Genomic DNA, 21,488 nt, shown 5'->3' on the forward strand with positions numbered 1-21,488 from the left:
CATGAACGAGTTCCTGGCGCTGGCTTCCGGATTTCCGCCCCCCGCCGACACGCGGGCCGCCGCGTCGTTCGTCGCGGATTTCGCCGCCATCGGCGCCGCCGCGCGGCGCTTCGCCGATGCGGCGCCGGGCCGCGCCCTGCTCGACTGTCTCGGCGGCAATGCCCCGCATCTCGCCAATCTCGCCCTGCGCGAGTCCGATATTCCGCCGCGCGTGCTCGCCGAGGGCGCCGGCCCGGTGATGGACGAGGCGCTGGCCCTGCTGCGCGAAGCCGACCCGCTCGCCACCCGCGCCGCGATCGGCCGCATCCTGCGCGAGGTCAAGCGCCGCGCAGCACTGGCCATCGCGCTGGCCGACCTGTCGGGCGCCTGGGGCGTCGAGCAGGTCACCGCCGCGCTGTCCGACCTTGCGGATGCCAGCATCGGCCTCGCACTGCGCCATCTGCTGCGTCATCTGCACGAGCGCGGCACCATAAGCCTGCCCGATCCGGCCGACCCCGAACGGGCTAGCCGCTTCGCCGTGCTGGGCATGGGCAAGCTCGGCGCGCGCGAGCTGAACTATTCGAGCGATATCGACCTCGTGCTGCTGTTCGATCCTTCATCTTCCGTTTACCGGGACGATTCGCAATCCGCCATGGCGCGCCTCGCGCGCGATCTCGTTCCGCTGCTCACCGAGCGCGATGCGGATGGCATGGTCTTCCGCGTCGATCTGCGCCTGCGCCCCGACCCCGCCGCCACCCCGCCGGTCGTCAGCCTCGCCGCCGCGCTCAGCTACTACGAAAGCCAGGGCCGCACCTGGGAGCGCGCCGCGTTTTCCAAGGCAAGGCCGGTCGCCGGTGACCGCGATTTCGGCGCATCCTTCCTCGAGCAGATTCGCCCCTTCATCTGGCGCCGCAATCTCGATTTTGCCGCCGTCGCCGAAATCCACGGAATGAAGCGGCGGATCGACCAGCGCCGGCGCGACGCTCCGGGCCGCATCGCCGGGCGCGACGTCAAGCTCGGCCGCGGCGGCATCCGCGAGATCGAGTTCATCGTGCAGACGCTGGAACTGGTCTGGGGCGGGCACGAGCCGGCGCTGCGCATCCCGGCGACGCTGCCGGCCCTGCGCGCGCTCGCCGCCGCCGGCCATCTGCCGCGCGCCGCCGCGCGCGACCTCGCCGCCGCCTATCGCGCGCTCCGCCAGGTCGAGCACCGGTTACAGATGGTCGAGGACCGCCAGACCCATACCCTGCCCGAAACCGAGGCCGGCCTCGCCCGCTTCGCCACCTTCATGAACATGCCAGATGCCGCGCGCTTCGCAGCATGGCTCGATGCGGTCTGCGAGACAGTGAACGCCATCTTCGCCGATTTTTTCGATACCGATCCCGGCAGTGGCAAAGACGGCGCGCCCGATCCCGGCGAGTCCGGCGCCGCTCCCGACGCGTTCGCCGGCCAGGCGCAGTCGCTCGGCTTCGCCGATCCGCAACATCTCGCGGTCAGGCTCCGCCTCTGGCGCAACGGCACGCTGCCAGCGCTGCGCACCGCCCGCGCCCGCGAACTGCTCGATTCGATCATGCCCGCGCTCCTGCGCGCCCTCGGCCGCCAGACCGACCCCGATCTCGCCTTCCGCCGGTTCGACCGGATGCTGGAACGCCAGAGCGCCGGCGTCAGCCTGCTCTCGCTGTTTCAGCACAACCCCGCACTGCTCGACCGGCTGGCGACCGTCCTCGGCGCTGCCCCGCCGCTCGCCGACCATCTCGCCAGCCATCCCGGCGCGCTCGATGCGCTGCTCGCCCCGGTTGCCCGCTTCACCCGCCCCGGCCCGGCGCTGCGCCGCCTGCTGCGCGACGCCGCCGATCTCGAAACCGCGCTCGACACGCTGCGCCGCTTCGTCCGGCGCGAGGAATTCCACCTCGCGGTCGCGACGCTGGAGCGCCGCATCGGCGCCGACCAGGCCTCGCTCTGGCGCACCGACCTCGCCGATGCCGCGCTGGCCGCGCTGCTGCCGCGGGTGATGGCCGATTTCGCCGCCCGCCACGGCCGGGTGCGGGGCGGGCGCTTCGCCATCGTCGCCCTCGGCCGCGTCGGCGCACGCGAGATGCAGCCCGGCTCCGATCTCGACCTGATGCTGATCTACGACCACCCGCCCGAAGCCGCCGCCGCCCGCCTGCCGCCCAGCCAGTATTTCCTGCGTCTCGCCCATGCGCTGGTCGCTGCCATCACCGCTCCCGGTGCCGAGGGGGCGATCTACGCGGTCGACATGCGGCTCCGCCCCTCCGGCAACAAGGGGCCGGTCGCCGTCTCGCTCGCCGCCTTCCGCCGCTACCACGCCGAGGAAGCCTGGACGTGGGAACGCCTGGCGCTGACCCGTGCGCGCGTGCTCGCCGCCACTCGCGGCTTCGCGCCGGTGGTCGATGCCGAAATCCGCGCCGCCCTTGCGCGCGATATCCCGCCCGCGACCACGTGCGCCGACACGGTGGCGATGCGCGCCCGCCTCGCGCGCGATGCGCCGCCCGCCGGCCCGTTCGACCTCAAGCACCGCGCCGGCGGCATGATGGAGCTCGGCTTCATCGCCGAGGCGCTGCAACTCGTCCATTTCCGCGGCGCGCCCTCGCGGTTCCGCCAGCGCACCGCCGAGGCGCTGGCGGAACTTGAGGCCTGCGGCGCGCTCGACCCCGCCGAGGCCGGCGCGCTCGCGGCGGCAGACCGCTGGTATCGCGCCGTGCAGGCCATGCGCCGCATCACCGGCCTCGCCGATCCCCGCCCGGACTCTCCGAAATCCGCCCTTGCCCCCATTCTCGCCGCCGCCGGCGCGCTTGATTTCGACGGGATCATCGCCACGATGGAGGCGCAGGCCGCCGTCGTCCGCACGTCCTTCGTGCGCCATCTCGGCGATCCGCGCGGCATCACCAATCCACGAGGAGACACAGCATGAGCGTTGCCGAAGGCGACCAGGCGCCGGATTTCACCCTGCCCGCGACCGGCGGGCGCACCGTTTCGCGGGCCGGATACAAGGGCAGGCCCTTCATTCTCTATTTCTATCCGAAGGCCGACACGCCCGGCTGCACCAAGGAGGCCTGCGCCTTCCAGGAGGCGCTGCCGGTGCTCGGCGGCATCGGTATCGACGTCATCGGCGTCTCGAAGGACAAGATGCCGGCGCTGGAGAAATTCGCCGCCAAATACAATCTCGCCTTCCCGCTCGCCTCCGACGAATCCGGTGCCGTGGTCGAGGCCTTCGGCGCTTGGGTCGAGAAGTCGATGTATGGCCGCAAATACATGGGGATCGACCGCTCGACCTTCCTCGTCGGGGCGGATGGCCGCATCGCGAAAGCATGGCGCGGCGTGAAGGTGCCCGGCCACGCCAAGGCGGTGATGGACGCCGCCGCCGCACTTCCGAAGGCATGACCCCGCCTGGCGGGGCCACCGGCGCCACGGATCGTGATGCCCGGCTTGCGCCCCGCCGCATTGCGCGCCGCCAACCGCTCCGGCATATCCGCAGCATGACATCGCACCGGCGTTACGGTCTCTTTCTCGCCCTTGCCGCTTTTGCCGCCCTCGGCACCGCCTATTTCGCCCAGGACGTGCTGCGGATGATCCCATGCCCGCTCTGCTATATCGAGCGCTGGCCCTGGCGCATCGCCGCCGCCCTCGGCATTCTCGCGGCGATCCTGCCGCGCCTGCCGGCACGAGTGCTGATCGGCCTCGCCGCGCTGGCGCTCTTCGTCAACGTGGCGATCGCCTTCGTCCATGTCGGCGCCGAGCAGCACTGGTGGAAGAGCCCGCTGCCGGAATGCAACGCGCCGCCGCCCTCCTTCGGCGCCAACCTGCCGCTCCGCCCTTCCGCCTCGTGCGACGCGCCGGTCTTCCTCATCCCCGGCCTGCCGATCTCCTTCGCGACGATGGACCTGATCTGGTCGCTGGTGGTGGCGCTGGCGGCAAGTGCGCATATCTTCCGCGATAGACGGAGCAACGCATGAGCAAAGACATCGACTATCTCCCCGGCGATCGTCCGCCGCGCGCGGAAATCGCCCGCATGATCCGGGTTGACCATGCCGGCGAGTTCGGTGCCAAGCAGATCTATGCCGGCCAGCTCGCCGTGCTCGGCCGCGGGCGCCACGGCGACACGTTGCGCCACATGAAGGCGCAGGAGCAGGTCCATCTCGATACGTTCTCGCGCCTGATCGGCGAGCGCCGGGTGCGCCCGACGGCGCTGCTGCCGCTTTGGCGCATCGCCGGCTTCGCCCTCGGCGCCGCCACCGCGGCGATGGGCCCGCGCGCTGCCATGGCCTGCACCGTCGCCGTCGAGGAAACCATCGATGCGCATTACGCCGCCCAGCGCGACCGCCTGGGCGATGCGGAGCCCGAGCTTTCCGCGACGATCGAGACCTTCCGCCAGGAGGAGCTGGAACACCGCGATATCGGCCTTGCCAACGAGGCCGAGCAGGCGCCGTTCTACCGTTTGCTCTCGGGCACCATCCGCGCCGGCTGCCGCGCTGCCATCGCGATCAGCGAACGGATCTGAGCAGCCGCGCGCCCCAACGAAAGGGCAAGGCGGTTGGCAGCGGCGCCCGGCCGTCCTACATCTCGATGCATGAGCAGCACGGAACGCTTCGAGCAGGATCTCGTCAGGGCGGCCTTCGAGCTGGGCGCCGCACAGGGGTGGCGCCGCGTCTCCGTCGCCGCCGCCGCGCGTCATGGCGGGCTGGATCTCGACCGCGCCCGCCGCAGCTTCGCCTGCTCCGGCATGATCCTCGCCCGCTTCGGCCGCCTTGCCGACATGCACGCCCTTCACGGGGCCGCGACGGATGGAGCGGTGCGCGACCGATTGTTCGATCTCATCATGCGCCGGATCGACTTTCTTCAGCAGCATCGCGCCGGCGTGATCGCCCTGATGCGCCACGCCCCCACGGACCCGCTGCTCGCCTGCTGGCTCACCCGCGCCAATCTCGCCGCGATGGGCTGGATGCTGGAAGGCGCGGGCATTTCCTCCGCCGGCTTGCGCGGCGCCATCCGCAAGCGCGGCCTGCTCGCCGTCTGGGCCTGGACGCTACGCGCCTGGCTGCGCGACGAGTCCGAGGACCTGTCCGCCACCATGGCCGCGCTCGATGTCGCGCTGATGCGTGCCGAGCAGGCCGCCCTGCAATTCGCTGGGCTCCCCCGCGCGCCGGTGGCAGCCGATCCCGCCGGCGACGCGCCGTTCACCCCCGACCCTGACCTTTCTGACGAAGCGGCGGACAACGCATAGCCCCTCGCGATTTCACAGTGCCGGGTCTAGACTTGCGCGGGGTAGAAAGTACTGCCCCACAGCCCCATGAGAGGAGTCATTCCATGGCCGAATCCCCCAAATCCAAGCATGGCGCCGAGCATAACCCGATGTCGGCCTTCATGCCGGATTTCGACTTCACCAAGGCGTTCAGTTCCATCAAGGTCCCTGCGATGGCGGATGCGGAGGTTGTGCTCGCCGCCTATCGCCGCAATCTCGAGGCGCTGTCGGAGGCCAACCGCGTCGCCCTCGAGGGGGCCCAGGCGGTAGCGCGCCGGCACATGGAGATCATGCAGAAAACCATGGCCGACCTCTCCGAACAACTCCGCAACCTGTCCTCCGTTTCCACCCCGCAGGACCGTGCGGCGCAACAGGCCGAACTGCTCAAGCACGCCTATGAGAGCGCGGTGGCCAACATGCGCGACCTTGGCGACCTCATCCAGCGCTCCAGCCACGACGCAGTGGAAACCCTCAACAAGCGCTTCTCCGAGGCGATGGACGAGATGAAACATCTCGTCGAACCCAAGAAGAAATCGTGACCGCTCCGCTCCGCCTGACCCGTCCCGCATGACCGCCACGATCGCCGCGCCCCGCCTCCCGTTCATTCCCGAACGCCAGGGGGCGCGGCCGATGCACAAGCCGCTCCGCGTCGTCTCCGAATACGAACCCTCCGGCGACCAGCCGGGCGCGATCGCCGATCTCGTCCGCGGCGTGCGGCAGGGCGAGCGCGACCAGGTCCTGCTCGGCGTCACCGGCTCTGGCAAGACCTTCACGATGGCGAAGGTGATCGAGCAGGTGCAGCGCCCGGCGCTGATCCTCGCCCCCAACAAGACCCTTGCCGCCCAGCTCTATGCCGAGATGAAGTCGTTCTTCCCGGAAAACGCGGTGGAATACTTCGTCTCCTACTACGATTACTACCAGCCCGAAGCCTATGTCCCGCGCACCGACACCTACATAGAGAAGGACGCGCAGATCAACGAGGCGATCGACCGCATGCGCCACGCCGCCACCCAGGCGCTGCTCGAGCGCGGCGATGTCATCATCGTTGCCTCCGTCTCCTGCATCTACGGCATCGGCTCGGTCGAGACCTACAGCCAGATGGTCGTCCGCCTCGAAGTCGGCGGCTCGATCGACCGCGACCGTCTCGCCAAGGCGCTGGTCGAACTACAATACCGCCGCAACGACGCCGCTTTTCAGCGCGGCACCTTCCGCCTGCGCGGTGAAACGGTGGACATCTTCCCGAGCCAGTACGAGGACCGCGCCTGGCGTGTCACCCTGTTCGGCGACGAGATCGAGAGCATCGCCGAATTCGACCCGCTGACCGGCGAGAAGGTGACCGACCTGCCGGCCATCGCGATCTACGCCAACAGCCACTACGTCACCCCGCGCCCGACACTCACCCAGGCGATTGGCAAGATCAAGGTAGAACTCCAGCAGCGGCTGCACGAATTCACCGAAACTGGCAAGCTGCTCGAGGCCGAGCGGCTGCAGCAGCGCACCACCTTCGACATCGAGATGATGGAAACCACAGGTTCCTGCAAGGGAATCGAAAACTATTCGCGCTATCTCTCCGGCCGCAATCCGGGCGATCCGCCGCCCACCCTGTTCGAATACCTGCCCGATAACGCGCTGCTCATCGTCGATGAGAGCCATGTCACCGTTCCGCAGATCGGCGGCATGTTCAAGGGTGACTTCGCGCGCAAGTCGATCCTCTCCGAATTCGGCTTCCGCCTGCCCTCCTGCATCGACAACCGGCCGCTGAAATTCGAGGAATGGGAGAGCTTCCGGCCGCAGACCGTGTTCGTCTCCGCCACGCCTGGGCCGTGGGAGATGGAGCGCACAGGCGGCGTCTTCGCCGAGCAGGTTATCCGCCCGACCGGCCTGGTCGATCCCGTCATCGATGTCCGCCCCGTCGAGCATCAGGTGGACGATCTTCTCGCCGAATGCCGCGCCACCTCGCAGGCCGGCGGCCGCGTGCTGGTGACCACGCTCACCAAGCGCATGGCCGAGGACCTCACCGAATACCTCACCGAAAACGGTGTTCGCGTGCGCTACCTGCATTCGGATGTCGACACGCTCGAACGCATCGAGATCATCCGCGATCTCCGGCTCGGCGCCTATGACGTTCTGGTCGGCATCAACCTGCTGCGCGAGGGGCTCGACATTCCCGAATGCATGCTCGTCGCCATTCTCGATGCCGACAAGGAGGGCTTCCTCCGCTCCGCGACCTCGCTGGTGCAGACGATCGGCCGCGCCGCCCGCAATGTCGATGGCCGGGTCATCCTTTATGCCGACACGATGACCCGCAGCCTCAAATACGCGATCGACGAAACCGAGCGCCGCCGCGCCAAGCAGACCGCGTGGAACGAGGCGCACGGCATCACGCCGCAAAGCGTGAAAAAGCAGATCGGCGAGATCATGCATTCGGTGTATGAACAGGATTACGTCACCGTCGCGCCGATCCGCGACAGCGGCGCTACCGAATTCGTCGGCAAGGATCTGAAGTCGACCATCGCAGAACTGGAGAAACGCATGCGTAACGCCGCGGCCGATCTGGAATTCGAGGAAGCCGCGCGGCTGCGCGACGAAATCAAGCGGCTCGAGGCGCTCGAACTCGGGCTGACGCCGCCGCCTGCACCGAGTTCGTCACCGCAGCGCAGGCCTCGCAACCGCACGCCCGAACCGCTCGGCCCCGGCGGCGGTGGATACGACCCCGACAAGCGGCGCGGCGGCCGCCGGAAGCGCGGCCCATGAAACCCGTCCTCACGGCAGCCCTGCTTGCCGCCCTGGCACTCCCCGCCGTTGCGGCCGCTGCCTCGCCGATCCACCTTGTCGGGCAGAATGCCACCTACACGCTCGCCCTTTCGAAAGTGCGCGGCCATTCCGTCACCGGCGCCACCGGCCGCCTCGAATTCGACGTGCGCAATACCTGCGACGCCTATACCGTCACCCAGAAGATGACGTTGCTGATCCGCAACCAGGATGGCACCCTGAGCCGCACCACCAGCGACTACGATACCTGGGAAGCGAAGAACGGCCACCGCTTCACCTTTCTGCTCCGCCAGGGCGACGGCAAGAAGATGGAGGTGCAGGATCAGGGTACTGCGGTGATGGGGCCGAAAGGCGGGGAGGTTACCTATCTCGTCCCGAAAGGCCGCACCGAAAAGCTTCCGCCCGGCACGCTGTTCCCGATGGCCCACACCAGGGCGATCCTTGAGGCCGCCGAAGCCGGAAAGCCCTATATCGATCCGCCGCTGTTCGATGGCACCTCGACCCATGGCGCCGAGCATACCTTCGTCGCCATTCTCGAGCGGCAGGCGGCGCATCACGACCGCTTCGCGCATCTGTCAAAACTGCCCTCGACCCTCGTCGATATCGGCTTCTGGCCGCGCACCGAAAAAGATGACGAACCGGATTTCCGCACGCAGATGCGCTATTTCACCAACGGCGTCTCGCGTGACGTGCGGCTCGATTTCGGTAATTTTGTGATGGACGGCAAGCTGACCGCGCTGACCATCCTGAAGGATACCTGTCCGTCCGGCAAAGCCGTCCCGTCGGCGCCAACGCCGAAAGGCTGAGACAGCGAACCCGTAAATGCCGAACCGCCGGTCAGTGTTCCTGGCCGGCGGTCTCGTTTGGGCGAACCCGTGCTTTCGTGGTTGAAGACCAGCGAGGGCGTCAGTTGCTGCCCTCGCCACCCTCCGTCGCCGTCGGCACTGGCGCAGGTGCCGGTTCGGCGCTCTTGCGGGTGCGCCGTGCCGGCGTCTTGGCGACAACAGGCTTCGCGGTGCGGCGGGTCGGTGTCGGCCGCGCGGCGCTGGTCGGCTTCCCGTTTGCTGTCTTGCGGGTCGTTGCCGCGGTCCGCTTCGCCTTCGGCGCGGCAGCCGTAGTGGACTTCGCAGCGGAGGCCTTCTTCGGTGCAGCCTTCACGGCGGTTGCCTTCGCTGCAGGCTTTGCCGCGGCCTTGGCGGTGGCGGCCTTCTTCGGCGCTGCCTTCGCGGCGGTCTTGGCCGGAGTCTTGGCAGGTGCGGCCTTGGCGGCGGCCGCCTTCTTCGGCGCAGCCTTCGCAGTCGCTGTTTTCGTGGCCGGCTTTGCGGCGGCCTTCGGCGCGGCAGTCTTCGCTGCCGGCTTCGCGGCCTTCGCGGGCGGCTTGGCGGCAGCCTTGGTCGCCGTCGGCTTCTTTGCGACGGCCTTTACTGTCGTCATTTTTGCAGGCACCGCCTTCGGCTTTGCCTTCGCCGCAGGCTTCGCTGCCACAGCTTTTGCCGCCGGCTTGGCAGCAGCCTTCGGTTTGGCCGTCTTTGTGCTGGCGCGCACGGCCAGGGCCTGTGCGCGGTCTTCGGTTTGTCTGGTCACGAGATTACTCCTTCGCTCGGGGTTACAGGGGACGCGATCGACCGGATGCGAAATGGAAACGAAAACCGGAAAACACGATGCCACAGCATGCGCTGTGACAGGGATGGAGCTTTGATAGGATCTCCATATGTTGTTAGCTCAACTGACGCCATCGTGGTCTTCATCATTCTGCCGGCAGTCTGTCCTTCGCTTCGAGGCCTGGCTTCGCTGGTTCGCTGCCAGCGACCGTCCTTCCCTTTCGCGTGCGATACTCGATTTGACCGATCGGCTATTGACAGAATTGCGACGCGAATCGCGCGGCGCACGCAATTTCCGCTATCCACCGTATGAATGTGAAATGTCAACAAAAAGCATCGCGAATTCCATAGACTGACCGATTTTTTTTTCTGTCGTCATCCGCGCAACACGTTTCGTGCATCCGCCTTGACTGTCGAGCGCATTATCGTGCCGGTTCCGTGCGCGCGCCACGTCTGTCGGACCAACTGCGCGAAACACTTGCGCCGCGGCCGGATCAGTCCGATCATGCAGCCGTCTGGAGATGGTTCCAGACCTTGCCGTGGGAATGCCGGCCGTGGTCGAAGACACCGAGATCAACTGGATCGCATCGCGTCAGCGGACGAGATCTGCGGTTGCCATGCCGGGGTGGCGCACGGCCATCGGTCGCGGCATCCGCATGCGTTGCCCGTCATGCGGCAAGGTTTCCGCTTTTGAAGGATATCTCAGGGTCCGTCGCGAATGCCCGATCTGCGCCGCGCCGCTCGGCCGGGTGCCGTGCGACGACGCGCCAATCTATCTTACGCTTGTCATCGCCCTGCACATCGTGATCCTGTCGATGGTGCTGGCAGACGAGGATGGCGGCATGAGTTGGGTGGAGTCGCTCGTCATCTTCGTGCCGCTCGCGCTCGCTCTTCTTCTTCTGCTGTTGCGGCCAGTGAAGGGAGCGACGCTTGCGATCATGCTCAAGGTCAATCTCCTGCGTCCTGCAGCAATCCGGGCGACGCCGGGCAATGGCTGACGGCGCGGCGGAAATCCGCGGCCGCCTGCGTCGCGTCGTGCTCGACGAGGATATCGGCGGCGCGCTCTCGCCGATGCAGGAGGCCGACCGCAACCAGGCGATCGCCGATCTAGCCGCTGACAACCGTTTCGCCCTCGGCACACATCCCGACGCCGTCACGATCCTTCACCTTTCCGTGCAGGATGGCCGCCTCGTCTTCGACGTGCGCGACGAGGCCGATGAAACGTTGCAAACCCTCGTCCTCGCACCCGGCCCATTCCGCTCGATGATCCGCGACTACCAGATGCTGCTCGACAGCTACGCGACCGCGGTCGCTGAAGGCCGCGAGGCACGCATCCAGGCGATCGACATGGGCCGTCGCGGCCTGCACAACGAGGGCGCCGAACTCGTGATGGCGCGGCTCGACGGCAAGGTGCTGCTCGATTTCGACACCGCCCGCCGCCTCTTCACCCTCATCTGTGCGCTGCATCGTCGCGCGTAAGCGCGCCAAACCATCGCGCGTAAGCGCGCGGAATCATCGTGCATGAGCGCGTCATGCGTGCATGGCGATTGACGCGGCAACCCGCCTCGCGCCAGATCGGCAGAAGCAGACTCGAGGTGAGAGATGAAAATCGACGGCACGCCCTATCGTTCGATCTGGGTCGACGACGCCGACCGCTGGTCGGTCCGGATCATCGACCAGACCAAGCTTCCTTGGGCCATCGAGATTCCCCGGCTGACCACGCCCGAGCAGATCGCGCATGCGATCAGCGCGATGCTCGTGCGCGGCGCCCCGCTGATCGGCGCCACCGCCGCCTATGGCGTCGCACTGGCCATGCGCGCCGATCCGTCGGACGAAGCGCTGGAGACGGTCGTGCCCATGCTCGCCGCGACGCGGCCGACCGCGATCAATCTCCGCTGGGCGCTGATGCGGATGCAGCGCGCGCTCTCCGCGCATCCGCCCGCCGAGCGCGCCGATGCCGCTTATGCCGAGGCCGCCGCGATCTGCGACGAGGATGTGGCGACCAACCGCGCCATCGGCGAGCACGGTCTCGGCCTCATCCGCGCCCGCGCGCAGGGCCGCCGCCGCGTCAACATTCTCACCCATTGCAATGCCGGCTGGATCGCGACGGTCGACTGGGGCACCGCGCTCGCGCCGATCTACATGGCGCACGACGCCGGCATCGATGTTCACGTCCTCGTCGATGAAACCCGCCCGCGCAACCAGGGTTTCTCGCTCACCGCCTGGGAACTCGGCAAGCATGGCGTGCCGCACACGGTGATCGTCGACAATGCCGGCGGCCATTTCATGCAGCGCGGCGAGGTCGACATGGTCATCGTCGGCACCGACCGTGTCACCCGCGCCGGCGATGTCGCCAACAAGATCGGCACCTACCTGAAGGCGCTCGCCGCGCGCGACAATGGCGTGCCATTCTACGTGGCGCTGCCCTCCTCGACGATCGACTGGACGATCGCCGATGGGCTCGGCTCGATCCCGATCGAGGAACGCGCCCCGGCAGAGGTCACCACCATCACCGGCCGCGCGCTCGACGGTTCGATGCTGACGGTCCGCATCGTCCCCAAGGACAGCACTGCCGCCAACCCCGCCTTCGACGTTACCCCCGCGCGCCTCGTCTCCGGCCTCATCACCGAGCGCGGCATCTGTGCGGCGAACGAGCGGGCACTGGCCGCGATGTTCCCCGACCAGGCGCTGCAGACGGCGGCGTGAGCACGGCGGCGCTTCGCCGTCTCGGTCTCGTCGCGATCCTCGCCGCGCTGGCGGGTTGTGCGGCGCGGCCGGACGCGCACGCGCCGCCCTTCGCCAACAAGCCCTATGCCGCGTTCTCCCGCGGTGCCGCCATCCGCATCGCCGAAGGCGAATGGCGCTACTGGGGCAGCCCCGTCATCGACGGCCCCGCCGATGACGAACCCGTGTTATCGCCCCCCGCGCTGCAGGAGCGCGACAATGCCGGCTGGCAGGAAGTCGGGCTCTACTGGTGGATCGGCATGAACGCTGGCCATCCCGAAGATCGCTGGACCGGCAAGCACGACGCGGCGGGGCGCGTCTTTCCCCGCGCGGTGAACGGAAGCTACGCCTGGTCCGCCGCCTTCATCTCCTATGTCATGCGCATGGCCGGTGCCGGCCCGCGCTTCCCCTACGCGGCGGACCATGCACGTTATATCGACGCCGCCTGGTGTGCCGCCCATGACGGCGCGAAACATCCCGAACTCCTCGCCGAAAATCCCGAAACCCACGCGCCCGCGCCCGGTGACCTCATCTGCGCCGGCCGCGCCAGCGCTGCCCACATCACTTATGCCGATCTTCCCACCAGCGGATATTTTCCCGCACATTGCGCCATCGTCGTCGCCGCCACACCGTCGGAACTTTCCGTCATCGGCGGCAATGTCGACAACACGGTGGCACTTACCCATGTCCCGCTCACCGCGAGCGGCACCCTCCTGCACCGCGACGGCACGATCGTCGATCCGCGGTATGACTGGTTCGTCGTGCTGCGCGTGCTGTACCGGCGCGATTGAACTATAGAGGCGCGATGGCCCGCACCCCATCCCCCGACGGCGATCTTTTCGGCGAGGCCGCGACCGCGCAGACATCCGCCCCGCGCGGCGCGGTGCCGCTGGCCGAGCGCCTGCGCCCGCACGAACTCGCCGAGGTGATCGGCCAGCCGCATCTCGTCGGGCCGGACGGCACGCTCACCCGCATGCTCGAACGCGGCAGCCTCGCCTCGCTCATCCTCTGGGGCCCGCCCGGCGTCGGCAAGACGACCATCGCCCGCCTGCTGGCCGACCGCGCCGGCCTCGTCTTCGTCCAGATCTCCGCCGTGTTCTCCGGTGTCGCCGATCTCAAGCGCGTCTTCGAGGAGGCCGCCCGCCGCCGCCGCACCGGCGCGCGCACGCTGCTCTTCGTCGACGAGATCCACCGCTTCAACCGCGCCCAGCAGGACGGGTTCCTGCCCGTGGTCGAAGAGGGCACCATCACGCTTGTCGGCGCGACCACCGAAAACCCGTCCTTCGAGCTGAACGGCGCGCTGCTCTCCCGCTGCCAGGTCCTCGTCCTCCGCCGCCTCGACGACGATGCGCTGGAACAGCTGCTGCGCCGGGCCGAAGCCGTGACGGCGCGCAAGCTCGCCCTCACCGATGCCGCCCGCGCGGCACTCCGTGCGATGGCGGATGGCGATGGCCGCGCCATCCTCAACATGGCCGAGCAGCTCTTCGCCGCGAATCCGTCGGCACCGCTCGACGAAGCGGCACTCGCCACCATCATCGCCCGCCGCGCCGCCCTCTACGATCGCGACCGCGAGGAGCACTACAACCTCATTTCCGCCCTGCACAAATCGATGCGCGGCTCCGACCCCGACGCCGCGCTCTACTGGTATGCCCGCATGCTCGCCGGCGGCGAGGACCCGCGCTACATCGCCCGCCGCCTGACCCGCTTCGCCGTCGAGGATATCGGCCTCGCCGATCCGGGTGCGCTCACCCAGGCCATCGCCGCCTGGGAGGCCTATGAGCGGCTCGGCAGCCCGGAGGGCGATCTTGCCATCGCCCAGCTCGTGCTCTACCTCGCGACGGCTCCGAAATCGAACGCCGCCTACCGTGCCTTCGGCGCCGCCCGCCGCGCCGCCCAGGCCACCGGCAGCCTGATGCCGCCCGCCCATATCCTCAACGCTCCCACGAAGCTCATGAAAAACCTCGGCTACGGCGCCGGCTACGAATACGACCACGACAGCGAAGAGGCCTTTTCCGGCCAGACCTATTTCCCCGACGGCATGAGCCGCGAAACCTTCTACCGCCCCGCCGGACGCGGCGCCGAACAGGAGATCAAGCGCCGCCTGCTGCACTGGGCCAAACTCAGGGAGGACCGCGAATGAGCGTCCGCATCGTCACCGTTGGGCCCGACCAGGCCGACATGCGGCTCGACCGCTTTCTTCGTAGCCTGCATCCAGGCCTCACCCAGGGGGCGATCCAGAAATTCTGCCGGACCGGGCAGGTGAGGGTGGACGGCAAGCGCGCCGAGGCCTCGACCCATCTCGCCGCCGGCCAGGCGGTGCGGATTCCGCCGGTGCCCGAAACCCCGGCGCCGAAACCGCGCCAGACGGTCGTGGCCAATGAATGGGACGTCAAGGAGCTGAACGCCCGCATCCTGCACCGCGATGCCGACGTGCTGGTGATCGACAAGCCCGCCGGCCTCGCCACCCAGGGCGGCAAGGGTATCGCCAGGCATCTCGACGGCATGCTCGACGCGCTCCGCTTCGACGCCGCCGAACGCCCCCGCCTCGTCCACCGGCTCGACCGCGACACGTCCGGCGTGCTCGTCCTCGCCCGCAACGCCTTCGCCGCCAACCGCCTCGCCGCGGCCTTCCGCGGCCGCGACATGGAAAAGACCTATTGGGCCATCGTCGTCGGCCTGCCGATCCCGATGGAAGGCCAGATCGACCTGCCGCTCGCCCGCATCGGCGGCGCGCAGGGCGCGCGCACCCGCCCCGCCGACCGCGACGACGAGGATGCCGCGAAAGCAATCACCGACTACCGCACCCTCGACCATGCCGGGCGGAAATTCTCCTGGCTCGAACTGCATCCGCTCACCGGCCGCACCCACCAGTTGCGCGCCCATTGCGCCGCAATCGGCACGCCGATCCTCGGCGATGCCCCCTATGGCGAGCACCTCGCCTTCGCCGAGGGGTTCCCCCGCCAGCTGCATCTGCACGCCCGCCGCCTGGTCCTGCCGCATCCGCGCGGCGGCCGGCTTAGCGTCGAGGCGGAACTGCCGGCGCACATGAAAACCACCTTCGCGACACTCGGGTTCACCGCGCCGCACGCCACCCCGGCCCGGCGCGGCTGACGGAGAGATATCACGAGATCGTGAGTCTCGTCGTTCCTTTGGCGGCATGGCGCATCCATGCACATGCCCCTATCTCCTGAAATGATGGAGGAGCGACGATTTCGCAGCGTGAAGCGCGGCTTTCCGCGTATTCCGCCCGGTTTTGTGCATGTCATGGGGCTTGCCGTCGCCGCCGGCGCGCTGGTCCCCGTGCCCACCGTCCGCGCCGCCGATCCGCAACCCTACGACGTGACCTTCGTCCCCACCGGCGACGCGCCGCTCGACAAGCTGATCCGCCAGAGCTCGAGCCTCGAAACCCTGCGCCGCAAGCTCGAGGTCGGTCCCTTCGCGCTGATCGCCCGTGCCCGTGCCGACCGCAAGACTTTCCTCACTGTGCTGGAAAGCGAGGGCTACGATTCCGGCAAGGTGACCATCACGATCGACGGCCATACCCTGTCCGATCCCGCCCTGCCCGACCTGCTGCGCAAGGCGCCGGCCAGCCCGCCCGCGCGCGTCCGCGTGGCGATCGCGAAAGGCCCGCTCTACCATGTCGGCGCGGTCAGCACGCCCGGCCTCGCCGATCCCGCCGCCGCCGCCGCACTCGGCGTGAGTCCGGGCGAACCCGCCACCGCAGCCCCCCTCGTCGGCGCTGCCGTCCGGCTGGAAACGAGGCTGCGCAATCTTGGTTACGCCTTCGCGAAGGTCTCCCCGCCCGTGGCCGAGGCCGATGACGCGACGCACACGCTTTCTGTCACCTATCCGGTCTCGATGGGTCCGCGCGTCGATGTCGGCAGCATCACCTTCACCGGCATGCAACGGATGAACGGCCGCTTCATGGCGCGGCACATCGCGCTCAAGCCTGGCCAGCGCTACAGCCAGAAGGCGCTGGACGCCTCGCGCGACCAGTTGCTCGGCCTCGGCGTGTTTTCCTCCGTCACCGCCAGCACGGCCGCCGCGCCGCGTCCCGCCGGCCAGGTGCCGGTCACCTTCACGGTGCGCGAGCGCAAGCGCCACACCGTCGCCCTCGGGGCTTCCTATTCCTCCGATCTCGGCATCGATGCCAATGTCTCCTGGACCGACCGCGACCTGTTCGGCGAGGCGCAGAGCCTCACCTTGTCACTCGGCGCCACCGGCATCGCCGGCAGCGGCCGCAGCCAGACAGCGACTTTCGGCAAGCATACTTACGTCGTCGCCCCTGGCTACGATGCGAAGGCGACCTACCGCGTGCCCGATTTCATCCGGCCCGGCCAGTCGCTCGTCGCCACGATCGAGGCGCTGAAACAATACCTGCCCGCCTACAGCCGCACCGCCTTTCTTGGCAGCGCCGCCATCGCCCATCCGCTCGCCCCGCATCTGACGCTCGACTACGGCGCCGGCTTCGTTTTCGAGAAGGTGAACCAGCAGGGAGTCAGCCGTACCTACCGCCTGCTCCAGCTTCCCGTGACCCTGTCCTACAACACGGCGAATTCGCTCCTCAATCCCACACACGGTGTGAAGCTCGCACTGCACGTCACCCCAACGCTCGCCCTCGGTGCCGGCGCAAAACCCTTCGTCATCACCGAACTTACTGGCAGCACCTACATCAATCTCGAAGCTCCCGGCCGCGGCGTGCTGGCGCTGCACGGCGTGCTCGGCCGCATCTTCGGCGCCTCGCAATTCCAGATTCCGCCCGACCAGCGCTTCTACGCCGGCGGCACCGGCACCGTGCGCGGCTTCACCTACCAGACCGTCGGCCCGCTCTTCCCCGATGGCATTCCCGAGGGCGGCACCGCGATCGACGCACTGGAGACCGAATTCCGTCAGCGCATCGGCAAGCATTTCGGCGTCGCCCCCTTCATCGATGCCGGCCAGGTCTCGGCCAACGGCACACCCTTCACCGGCACGCTGCGCGTCGGTGCCGGTCTCGGCCTGCTCTACTACACCGGCATCGGCCCGCTGCGCGTCGATGTCGGCGTCCCGCTCAACCGCGCACCCGGCAGTTCCTCCTTCGCCGTCTATATCGGTCTCGGACAGGCCTTCTGATGCGCCGGGTCTTCAAAGTCATCCTGTGGATCGTCGCCATCCTGATCGCCCTGCCGGTCCTTGCCGTCCTCGCGCTCGACATCGCGCTGAACACCGGCGCCGGCCGCAACTTCGCCACGCACGAAATCAACGCGCTCTCCGGCGGCACGGTCAGGATCACCGGCCTCGCCGGCCATTTCCCGAAATATATCGCGGCACGGCGCATCGCGATCGCTGACCGCAAAGGCCGGTATCTCGTGATCGACGATGCCGTCCTTCGCTGGTCGCCATTTTCGCTCCTGCACCGCATGATCGACATCAGCGACCTCACCGCGAAGCGCATCGACATCCTGCGCCAGCCGGTCCCCGCGGCCGCGAAACCGAAGCCGAAACCATCCGCCGCGAGCGGCATCCCGAAAGTCGCGCTGGTTCTTGGCCATCTTGAAATCGGCCGCCTTGCCATCGCGAAACCCGTGCTCGGCCACGCGCTGGCGCTGAAGATCACGGGCCACGCCCGGGCGAAGTCGCTTGAGACCATCGCCGCCGAGATTGACGCCACCTCACTTGCCGGCCCCGGCACCTACCGCCTCGCCGCGACCCTCGATGCCAACAGGGTGAACGCGCATCTCACCGTCCACGAACCGCCTGGCGGCCCCATCGCCGCCTTCGCCGGCATCGCCAGCCAGCCCGATCTCGCGAAGAAGCCGGTCGATCTCTCGCTGACCATCGCCGGTCCGCGCGACCATGCCGCCCTCCGGTTCGCCAGCGCCCTCGGCGACCTCAAGGCGCGCGGCACCGGCACGGTCGACCTCTCGCAAACCGCCCCCGGCGGCGATCTCACCATCACCATTCCCGAACTCGCGCCCTATGCCGCCCTCGGCAAGCAGACGCTCGGCGGCCGCACCGTCCTGCACGTCGTCGCGAAGCATCAGCGCGGCGCCACGACACTTCACTTCGACGACACGGTCGAGATCACGAAGGCGACGAAACCGGTCCCCGTCCTGGTCGGCAAACGCGCCATGCTCGCGGGCGATTTCACCCTTGCCGGCGGCAAAACCACCATCCACAGCCTGACGCTCGACATGGCCGCCCTGAAGGTGAAACTCGCCGGCACCGCAACAAGGTTGCATGTCGCCCTCAAGGGCACGCTCATCCAGCCTGATATTGGTCTGGTCGATCCGCAACTCGCCGGCCACGTCACCGAAAACCTCGCCATCGACGGCCCGACCGACAATCTCGCCCTGCACGGTACGGTCGACGGTCTCGTGACCGCGAAGGGCGTGAAATCCGGCCCGTTCCATGTCACCATCGACGCCACCCATTTGCCCGGCGCGCCGCAGGGAAACCTCACGGGCACTGGCTCGCTCTACGATTCCCCGCTCTCGCTCAGCGCCGCCTTCGCCCGCAGCGCCGCCGGCGCGGTCGATCTTGACCTGAAGACCCTGTCCTGGAAATCGCTGCGCGGGCAGGGGCGCATCACCCGCGCCCCGGGCGCGATGCTGCCGGACGGCGCGATGCACCTCGCCATGGCCCGTCTCGCCGATCTCGCCCCGCTGCTGCACATGAAGCTCGCCGGCGCGTTCACCGCCGATTTCACCCACAAATCCGGCCAGCCCGCTGCCATCGCGCTCACCGCCAGCCACCTGACCGACGGCAGGACCGCCTCGCTCCGCGCCGCGCGGATCGACGCAACGATCGACCATCTTGCCCAGACCCCCGCGATCGACGCCACCGCGACCCTCACCGGCGTCGATACCAAGGCGGCAGCCGGCAACCTCACCCTCACCGCCAAGGGCAGCGAGACCGCGCTCGCCGTCACCGCCGCGGGCCGCTTCGCGCGCCTCGCCGGCAAGCCAGCGCAGCTCGATCTCGGTGCCATGCTCGATGGCAAGACCCGCACCATCCGCCTAGCGAAACTCGACGCCGCCGCCCGCGGCGTCACCGCTCGCCTGCTTGGCCCGGCCACCATCAGCGCCGGTACGACCACCTCGATCCGCCATCTCGCCTTGGCCCTGGGCGGCCTCGGCGGTGCGGCGCGGATCACCGCTGACGGCACGATCCGCCCGTCGCTCGACCTCGCCGCGAAAATCACCAACCTCCCCGCCGGCATCGCCCGCGCCGCCGATCCGAAACTCGCCGCCACCGGCCTGCTCGACGCCACCGCCCATCTCACCGGCACGCTCGCCGCCCCCACCGGCACGATCGCGCTGCAGGGCAGGGGGCTCGGCCTCGCCACCGGCCCCGGCGCGAAGCTGCCGCGCGCAACCCTCGCCGCCCGCGAGACCCTGCGCGGCCACGCCCTGCGCGGCACCATTGCCGCAACCCTCGGCTCCGCCCGCCTCAGCCTTGACGGCACCGCCCCGCTCGCGCTCACTGGCCCGATGGACCTGTCGTTCCGGCTCGACAATCTCTCGGCCTCTTTGCTCCATGCGGCCGATCCGAAACTCGCTGCCTCCGGCATCATCACCGCCCGCGCCCGTCTCACCGGCACGCCGCGCGCGCCGCGGGGCACGGTCGATCTTGCGGCGAAGTCCATGCGCCTGCTCACCGGCCCGGCCTCGTCGCTGCCGCCGGCTGATCTCACCGCCCATGAAACCCTGCTCGGCCAGAGCGTCCGCGGCACCGCGCGCCTTGCCCTCGGCAACCGGGCCGACCTCACACTCGCTGGCACTGCGCCGCTCTCGGCGGCGGGGAAGATCGACCTCGCCCTGAACGGCCGTACTGATCTCCGCCTGGTCGACCCGCTTACCGCCGCCGGCGGCACCGTGGTCGGTGGCATCCTGACACCCGATCTCCGGGTCACCGGCACGCTAGCCGCGCCAGGCGCCGCCGGCACGCTCACCCTTGCCGGCGGCCGGGTGCAGAACATTGCCAGCGGGCTCGACCTGTCGGCGATCGACGCCACGATCACCGCTGCTGGCCGCACCATCCGGCTCGACCGTCTCTCGGCCAAGGCCGGAGTCGGCACGATCGACGGTTCCGGCACGTTCGGCCTCGCGAAGCCGATGCCGGTCGATCTGCGGATCGCCTTCCATCACGCGAGTCCGATCGCGAGCGACATCCTGACCGAGCGCCTCGGCGGCGCGCTCAGCCTCACCGGCGACATCGACACCGGCACCAGGCTCGCCGGCACCATCGCGATCGAGACGGCGAATATTCAGATCCCGCAAGGCCTGCCGCCCTCGGTGGTCAAGCTCGATATCCGGCGCAAGGGCGCACGCCCTCCGCCTCCCACCGCGCCCGCGCCCCCCGTGGCGCTCGACCTCACGGTCGATGCCCGCAACGAGGTGTTCGTGCGCGGCAAGGGCCTGTTCGCCAATCTCGGCGGGCGGCTGCATGTCGGCGGCACGCTCGCCTCGCCCCAGCCGACGGGCGGCTTCCACCTGATCCGCGGCTATTTCAATCTCGGTGGCCAGACGCTGAACCTCAGCCGTGGCACCGTCCGGTTCAATGGCAACGGCATGATGCCGGTGATCGACCTCGAGGTGAGCGGCACCGCCTCGGACGGCACCGTCTCAACCCTGGCGCTCACCGGCGAGGCGAGCGCGCCGAAGATCACCCTCTCCAGCTCACCCTCGCTGCCATCGGACGAGGTGCTGGCGCATCTGCTCTACGGTTCCAGCACGCAGAATCTCTCGGCGCTGCAGGCGGCTTCGCTCGCAGCCTCGCTGGCCGAACTCGCAGGAATCGGCGGCGGCGGGCCGGATGTGGTGGGCGGACTGCGCAGTGCGCTTGGGCTCGACCAGCTTTCGATCGGCGGCGGCACCAGCGCGCCGACGATCAATGCCGGCCGTTACGTCGCCCCCGGCGTCTATGTCGGTGCCCAGCAATCCGCGACCGGCGGCGGCACCGGCGCGAAAGTCGAGATCAATCTCTACAAGGGCCTGAAACTGAAAACCGAAGTGCAGTCGAACAGCGGCACCGGCGGCACCACCGGCCCCGGCGAATCGGTCGGCCTGACCTATCAGTTCGATTACTGAACGGGTGCGCCCAGAGCACTTCCCGATCCTCCGGGATCGGAAAGTGCTCCATCCAATTGATAAATTGAGCATCTTTATCCG

17 protein-coding genes are annotated in these 21,488 nt (G+C 68.6%); all 17 read left to right on the plus strand.

Features of this window, described 5'->3' with window-relative positions:
- The first annotated feature begins 1 nt into the window (after position 1).
- A complete protein-coding gene (locus ACMV_RS00835) occupies positions 2–2,911 on the plus strand; it encodes a bifunctional [glutamine synthetase] adenylyltransferase/[glutamine synthetase]-adenylyl-L-tyrosine phosphorylase (RefSeq protein ID WP_013639224.1) in 2,910 nt (969 codons plus the stop codon).
- Positions 2,908–3,381, plus strand: coding sequence for a peroxiredoxin (locus tag ACMV_RS00840; RefSeq protein ID WP_013639225.1), 474 nt, complete (start codon positions 2,908–2,910; stop codon positions 3,379–3,381). The genes ACMV_RS00835 and ACMV_RS00840 overlap by 4 nt, the downstream gene beginning before the upstream one ends.
- Before the next feature lie 95 nt (positions 3,382–3,476).
- Positions 3,477–3,953: a disulfide bond formation protein B gene (locus ACMV_RS00845; protein WP_041665175.1), complete on the plus strand. Its 477-nt coding sequence runs from the start codon at positions 3,477–3,479 to the stop codon at positions 3,951–3,953.
- Positions 3,950–4,498, plus strand: coding sequence for a demethoxyubiquinone hydroxylase family protein (locus tag ACMV_RS00850; protein ID WP_007423047.1), 549 nt, complete (start codon positions 3,950–3,952; stop codon positions 4,496–4,498). The genes ACMV_RS00845 and ACMV_RS00850 overlap by 4 nt, the downstream gene beginning before the upstream one ends.
- Before the next feature lie 69 nt (positions 4,499–4,567).
- Complete coding sequence (locus tag ACMV_RS00855; RefSeq protein WP_013639227.1) at positions 4,568–5,221, plus strand: hypothetical protein; 654 nt, start codon at positions 4,568–4,570, stop codon at positions 5,219–5,221.
- 83 nt (positions 5,222–5,304) lie between these two features.
- Positions 5,305–5,778, plus strand: coding sequence for a phasin family protein (locus ACMV_RS00860; RefSeq protein WP_007423045.1), 474 nt, complete (start codon positions 5,305–5,307; stop codon positions 5,776–5,778).
- A gap of 28 nt (positions 5,779–5,806) precedes the next feature.
- Complete coding sequence (uvrB, locus tag ACMV_RS00865; protein WP_011941316.1) at positions 5,807–7,993, plus strand: excinuclease ABC subunit UvrB; 2,187 nt, start codon at positions 5,807–5,809, stop codon at positions 7,991–7,993.
- The gene (locus tag ACMV_RS00870) at positions 7,990–8,817 is read left to right on the plus strand and encodes a cell envelope integrity EipB family protein (protein ID WP_011941317.1); all 828 of its coding nucleotides are present in this window, start codon (positions 7,990–7,992) and stop codon (positions 8,815–8,817) included. The genes uvrB and ACMV_RS00870 overlap by 4 nt, the downstream gene beginning before the upstream one ends.
- Positions 8,818–8,981: 164 nt before the next feature.
- On the plus strand, positions 8,982–9,710 hold the full coding sequence (locus ACMV_RS21745) for a hypothetical protein (RefSeq protein ID WP_050807180.1): 729 nt from the start codon (positions 8,982–8,984) through the stop codon (positions 9,708–9,710).
- Positions 9,711–10,157: 447 nt separating this feature from the next.
- Positions 10,158–10,610, plus strand: a complete 453-nt coding sequence (locus tag ACMV_RS00880) for a DUF983 domain-containing protein (RefSeq protein ID WP_231295403.1) — start codon at positions 10,158–10,160, stop codon at positions 10,608–10,610.
- Positions 10,603–11,091 carry a UPF0262 family protein gene (locus tag ACMV_RS00885; RefSeq protein WP_007423040.1) on the plus strand — a complete coding sequence of 163 codons (489 nt, stop codon included), beginning with the start codon at positions 10,603–10,605 and terminating at the stop codon, positions 11,089–11,091. The genes ACMV_RS00880 and ACMV_RS00885 overlap by 8 nt, the downstream gene beginning before the upstream one ends.
- Positions 11,092–11,214: 123 nt before the next feature.
- The gene (gene mtnA, locus ACMV_RS00890; protein ID WP_007423039.1) at positions 11,215–12,318 is read left to right on the plus strand and encodes an S-methyl-5-thioribose-1-phosphate isomerase; all 1,104 of its coding nucleotides are present in this window, start codon (positions 11,215–11,217) and stop codon (positions 12,316–12,318) included.
- Complete coding sequence (locus tag ACMV_RS00895; protein ID WP_013639229.1) at positions 12,315–13,127, plus strand: DUF2272 domain-containing protein; 813 nt, start codon at positions 12,315–12,317, stop codon at positions 13,125–13,127. Before mtnA ends, ACMV_RS00895 begins: the two co-directional genes overlap by 4 nt.
- A gap of 14 nt (positions 13,128–13,141) precedes the next feature.
- Positions 13,142–14,476 (plus strand): replication-associated recombination protein A, encoded by a 1,335-nt coding sequence (locus ACMV_RS00900; RefSeq protein ID WP_011941321.1) that lies wholly within the window; start codon positions 13,142–13,144, stop codon positions 14,474–14,476.
- A complete protein-coding gene (locus tag ACMV_RS00905; RefSeq protein WP_007423036.1) occupies positions 14,473–15,447 on the plus strand; it encodes an RluA family pseudouridine synthase in 975 nt (324 codons plus the stop codon). Before ACMV_RS00900 ends, ACMV_RS00905 begins: the two co-directional genes overlap by 4 nt.
- Before the next feature lie 108 nt (positions 15,448–15,555).
- On the plus strand, positions 15,556–17,448 hold the full coding sequence (locus tag ACMV_RS00910; protein ID WP_231844456.1) for an autotransporter assembly complex protein TamA: 1,893 nt from the start codon (positions 15,556–15,558) through the stop codon (positions 17,446–17,448).
- Complete coding sequence (locus ACMV_RS00915) at positions 17,448–21,407, plus strand: translocation/assembly module TamB domain-containing protein (protein WP_013639231.1); 3,960 nt, start codon at positions 17,448–17,450, stop codon at positions 21,405–21,407. Before ACMV_RS00910 ends, ACMV_RS00915 begins: the two co-directional genes overlap by 1 nt.
- Positions 21,408–21,488 lie beyond the last annotated feature (81 nt).

This window comes from Acidiphilium multivorum AIU301 (assembly GCF_000202835.1).
Lineage (GTDB): Bacteria > Pseudomonadota > Alphaproteobacteria > Acetobacterales > Acetobacteraceae > Acidiphilium > Acidiphilium multivorum.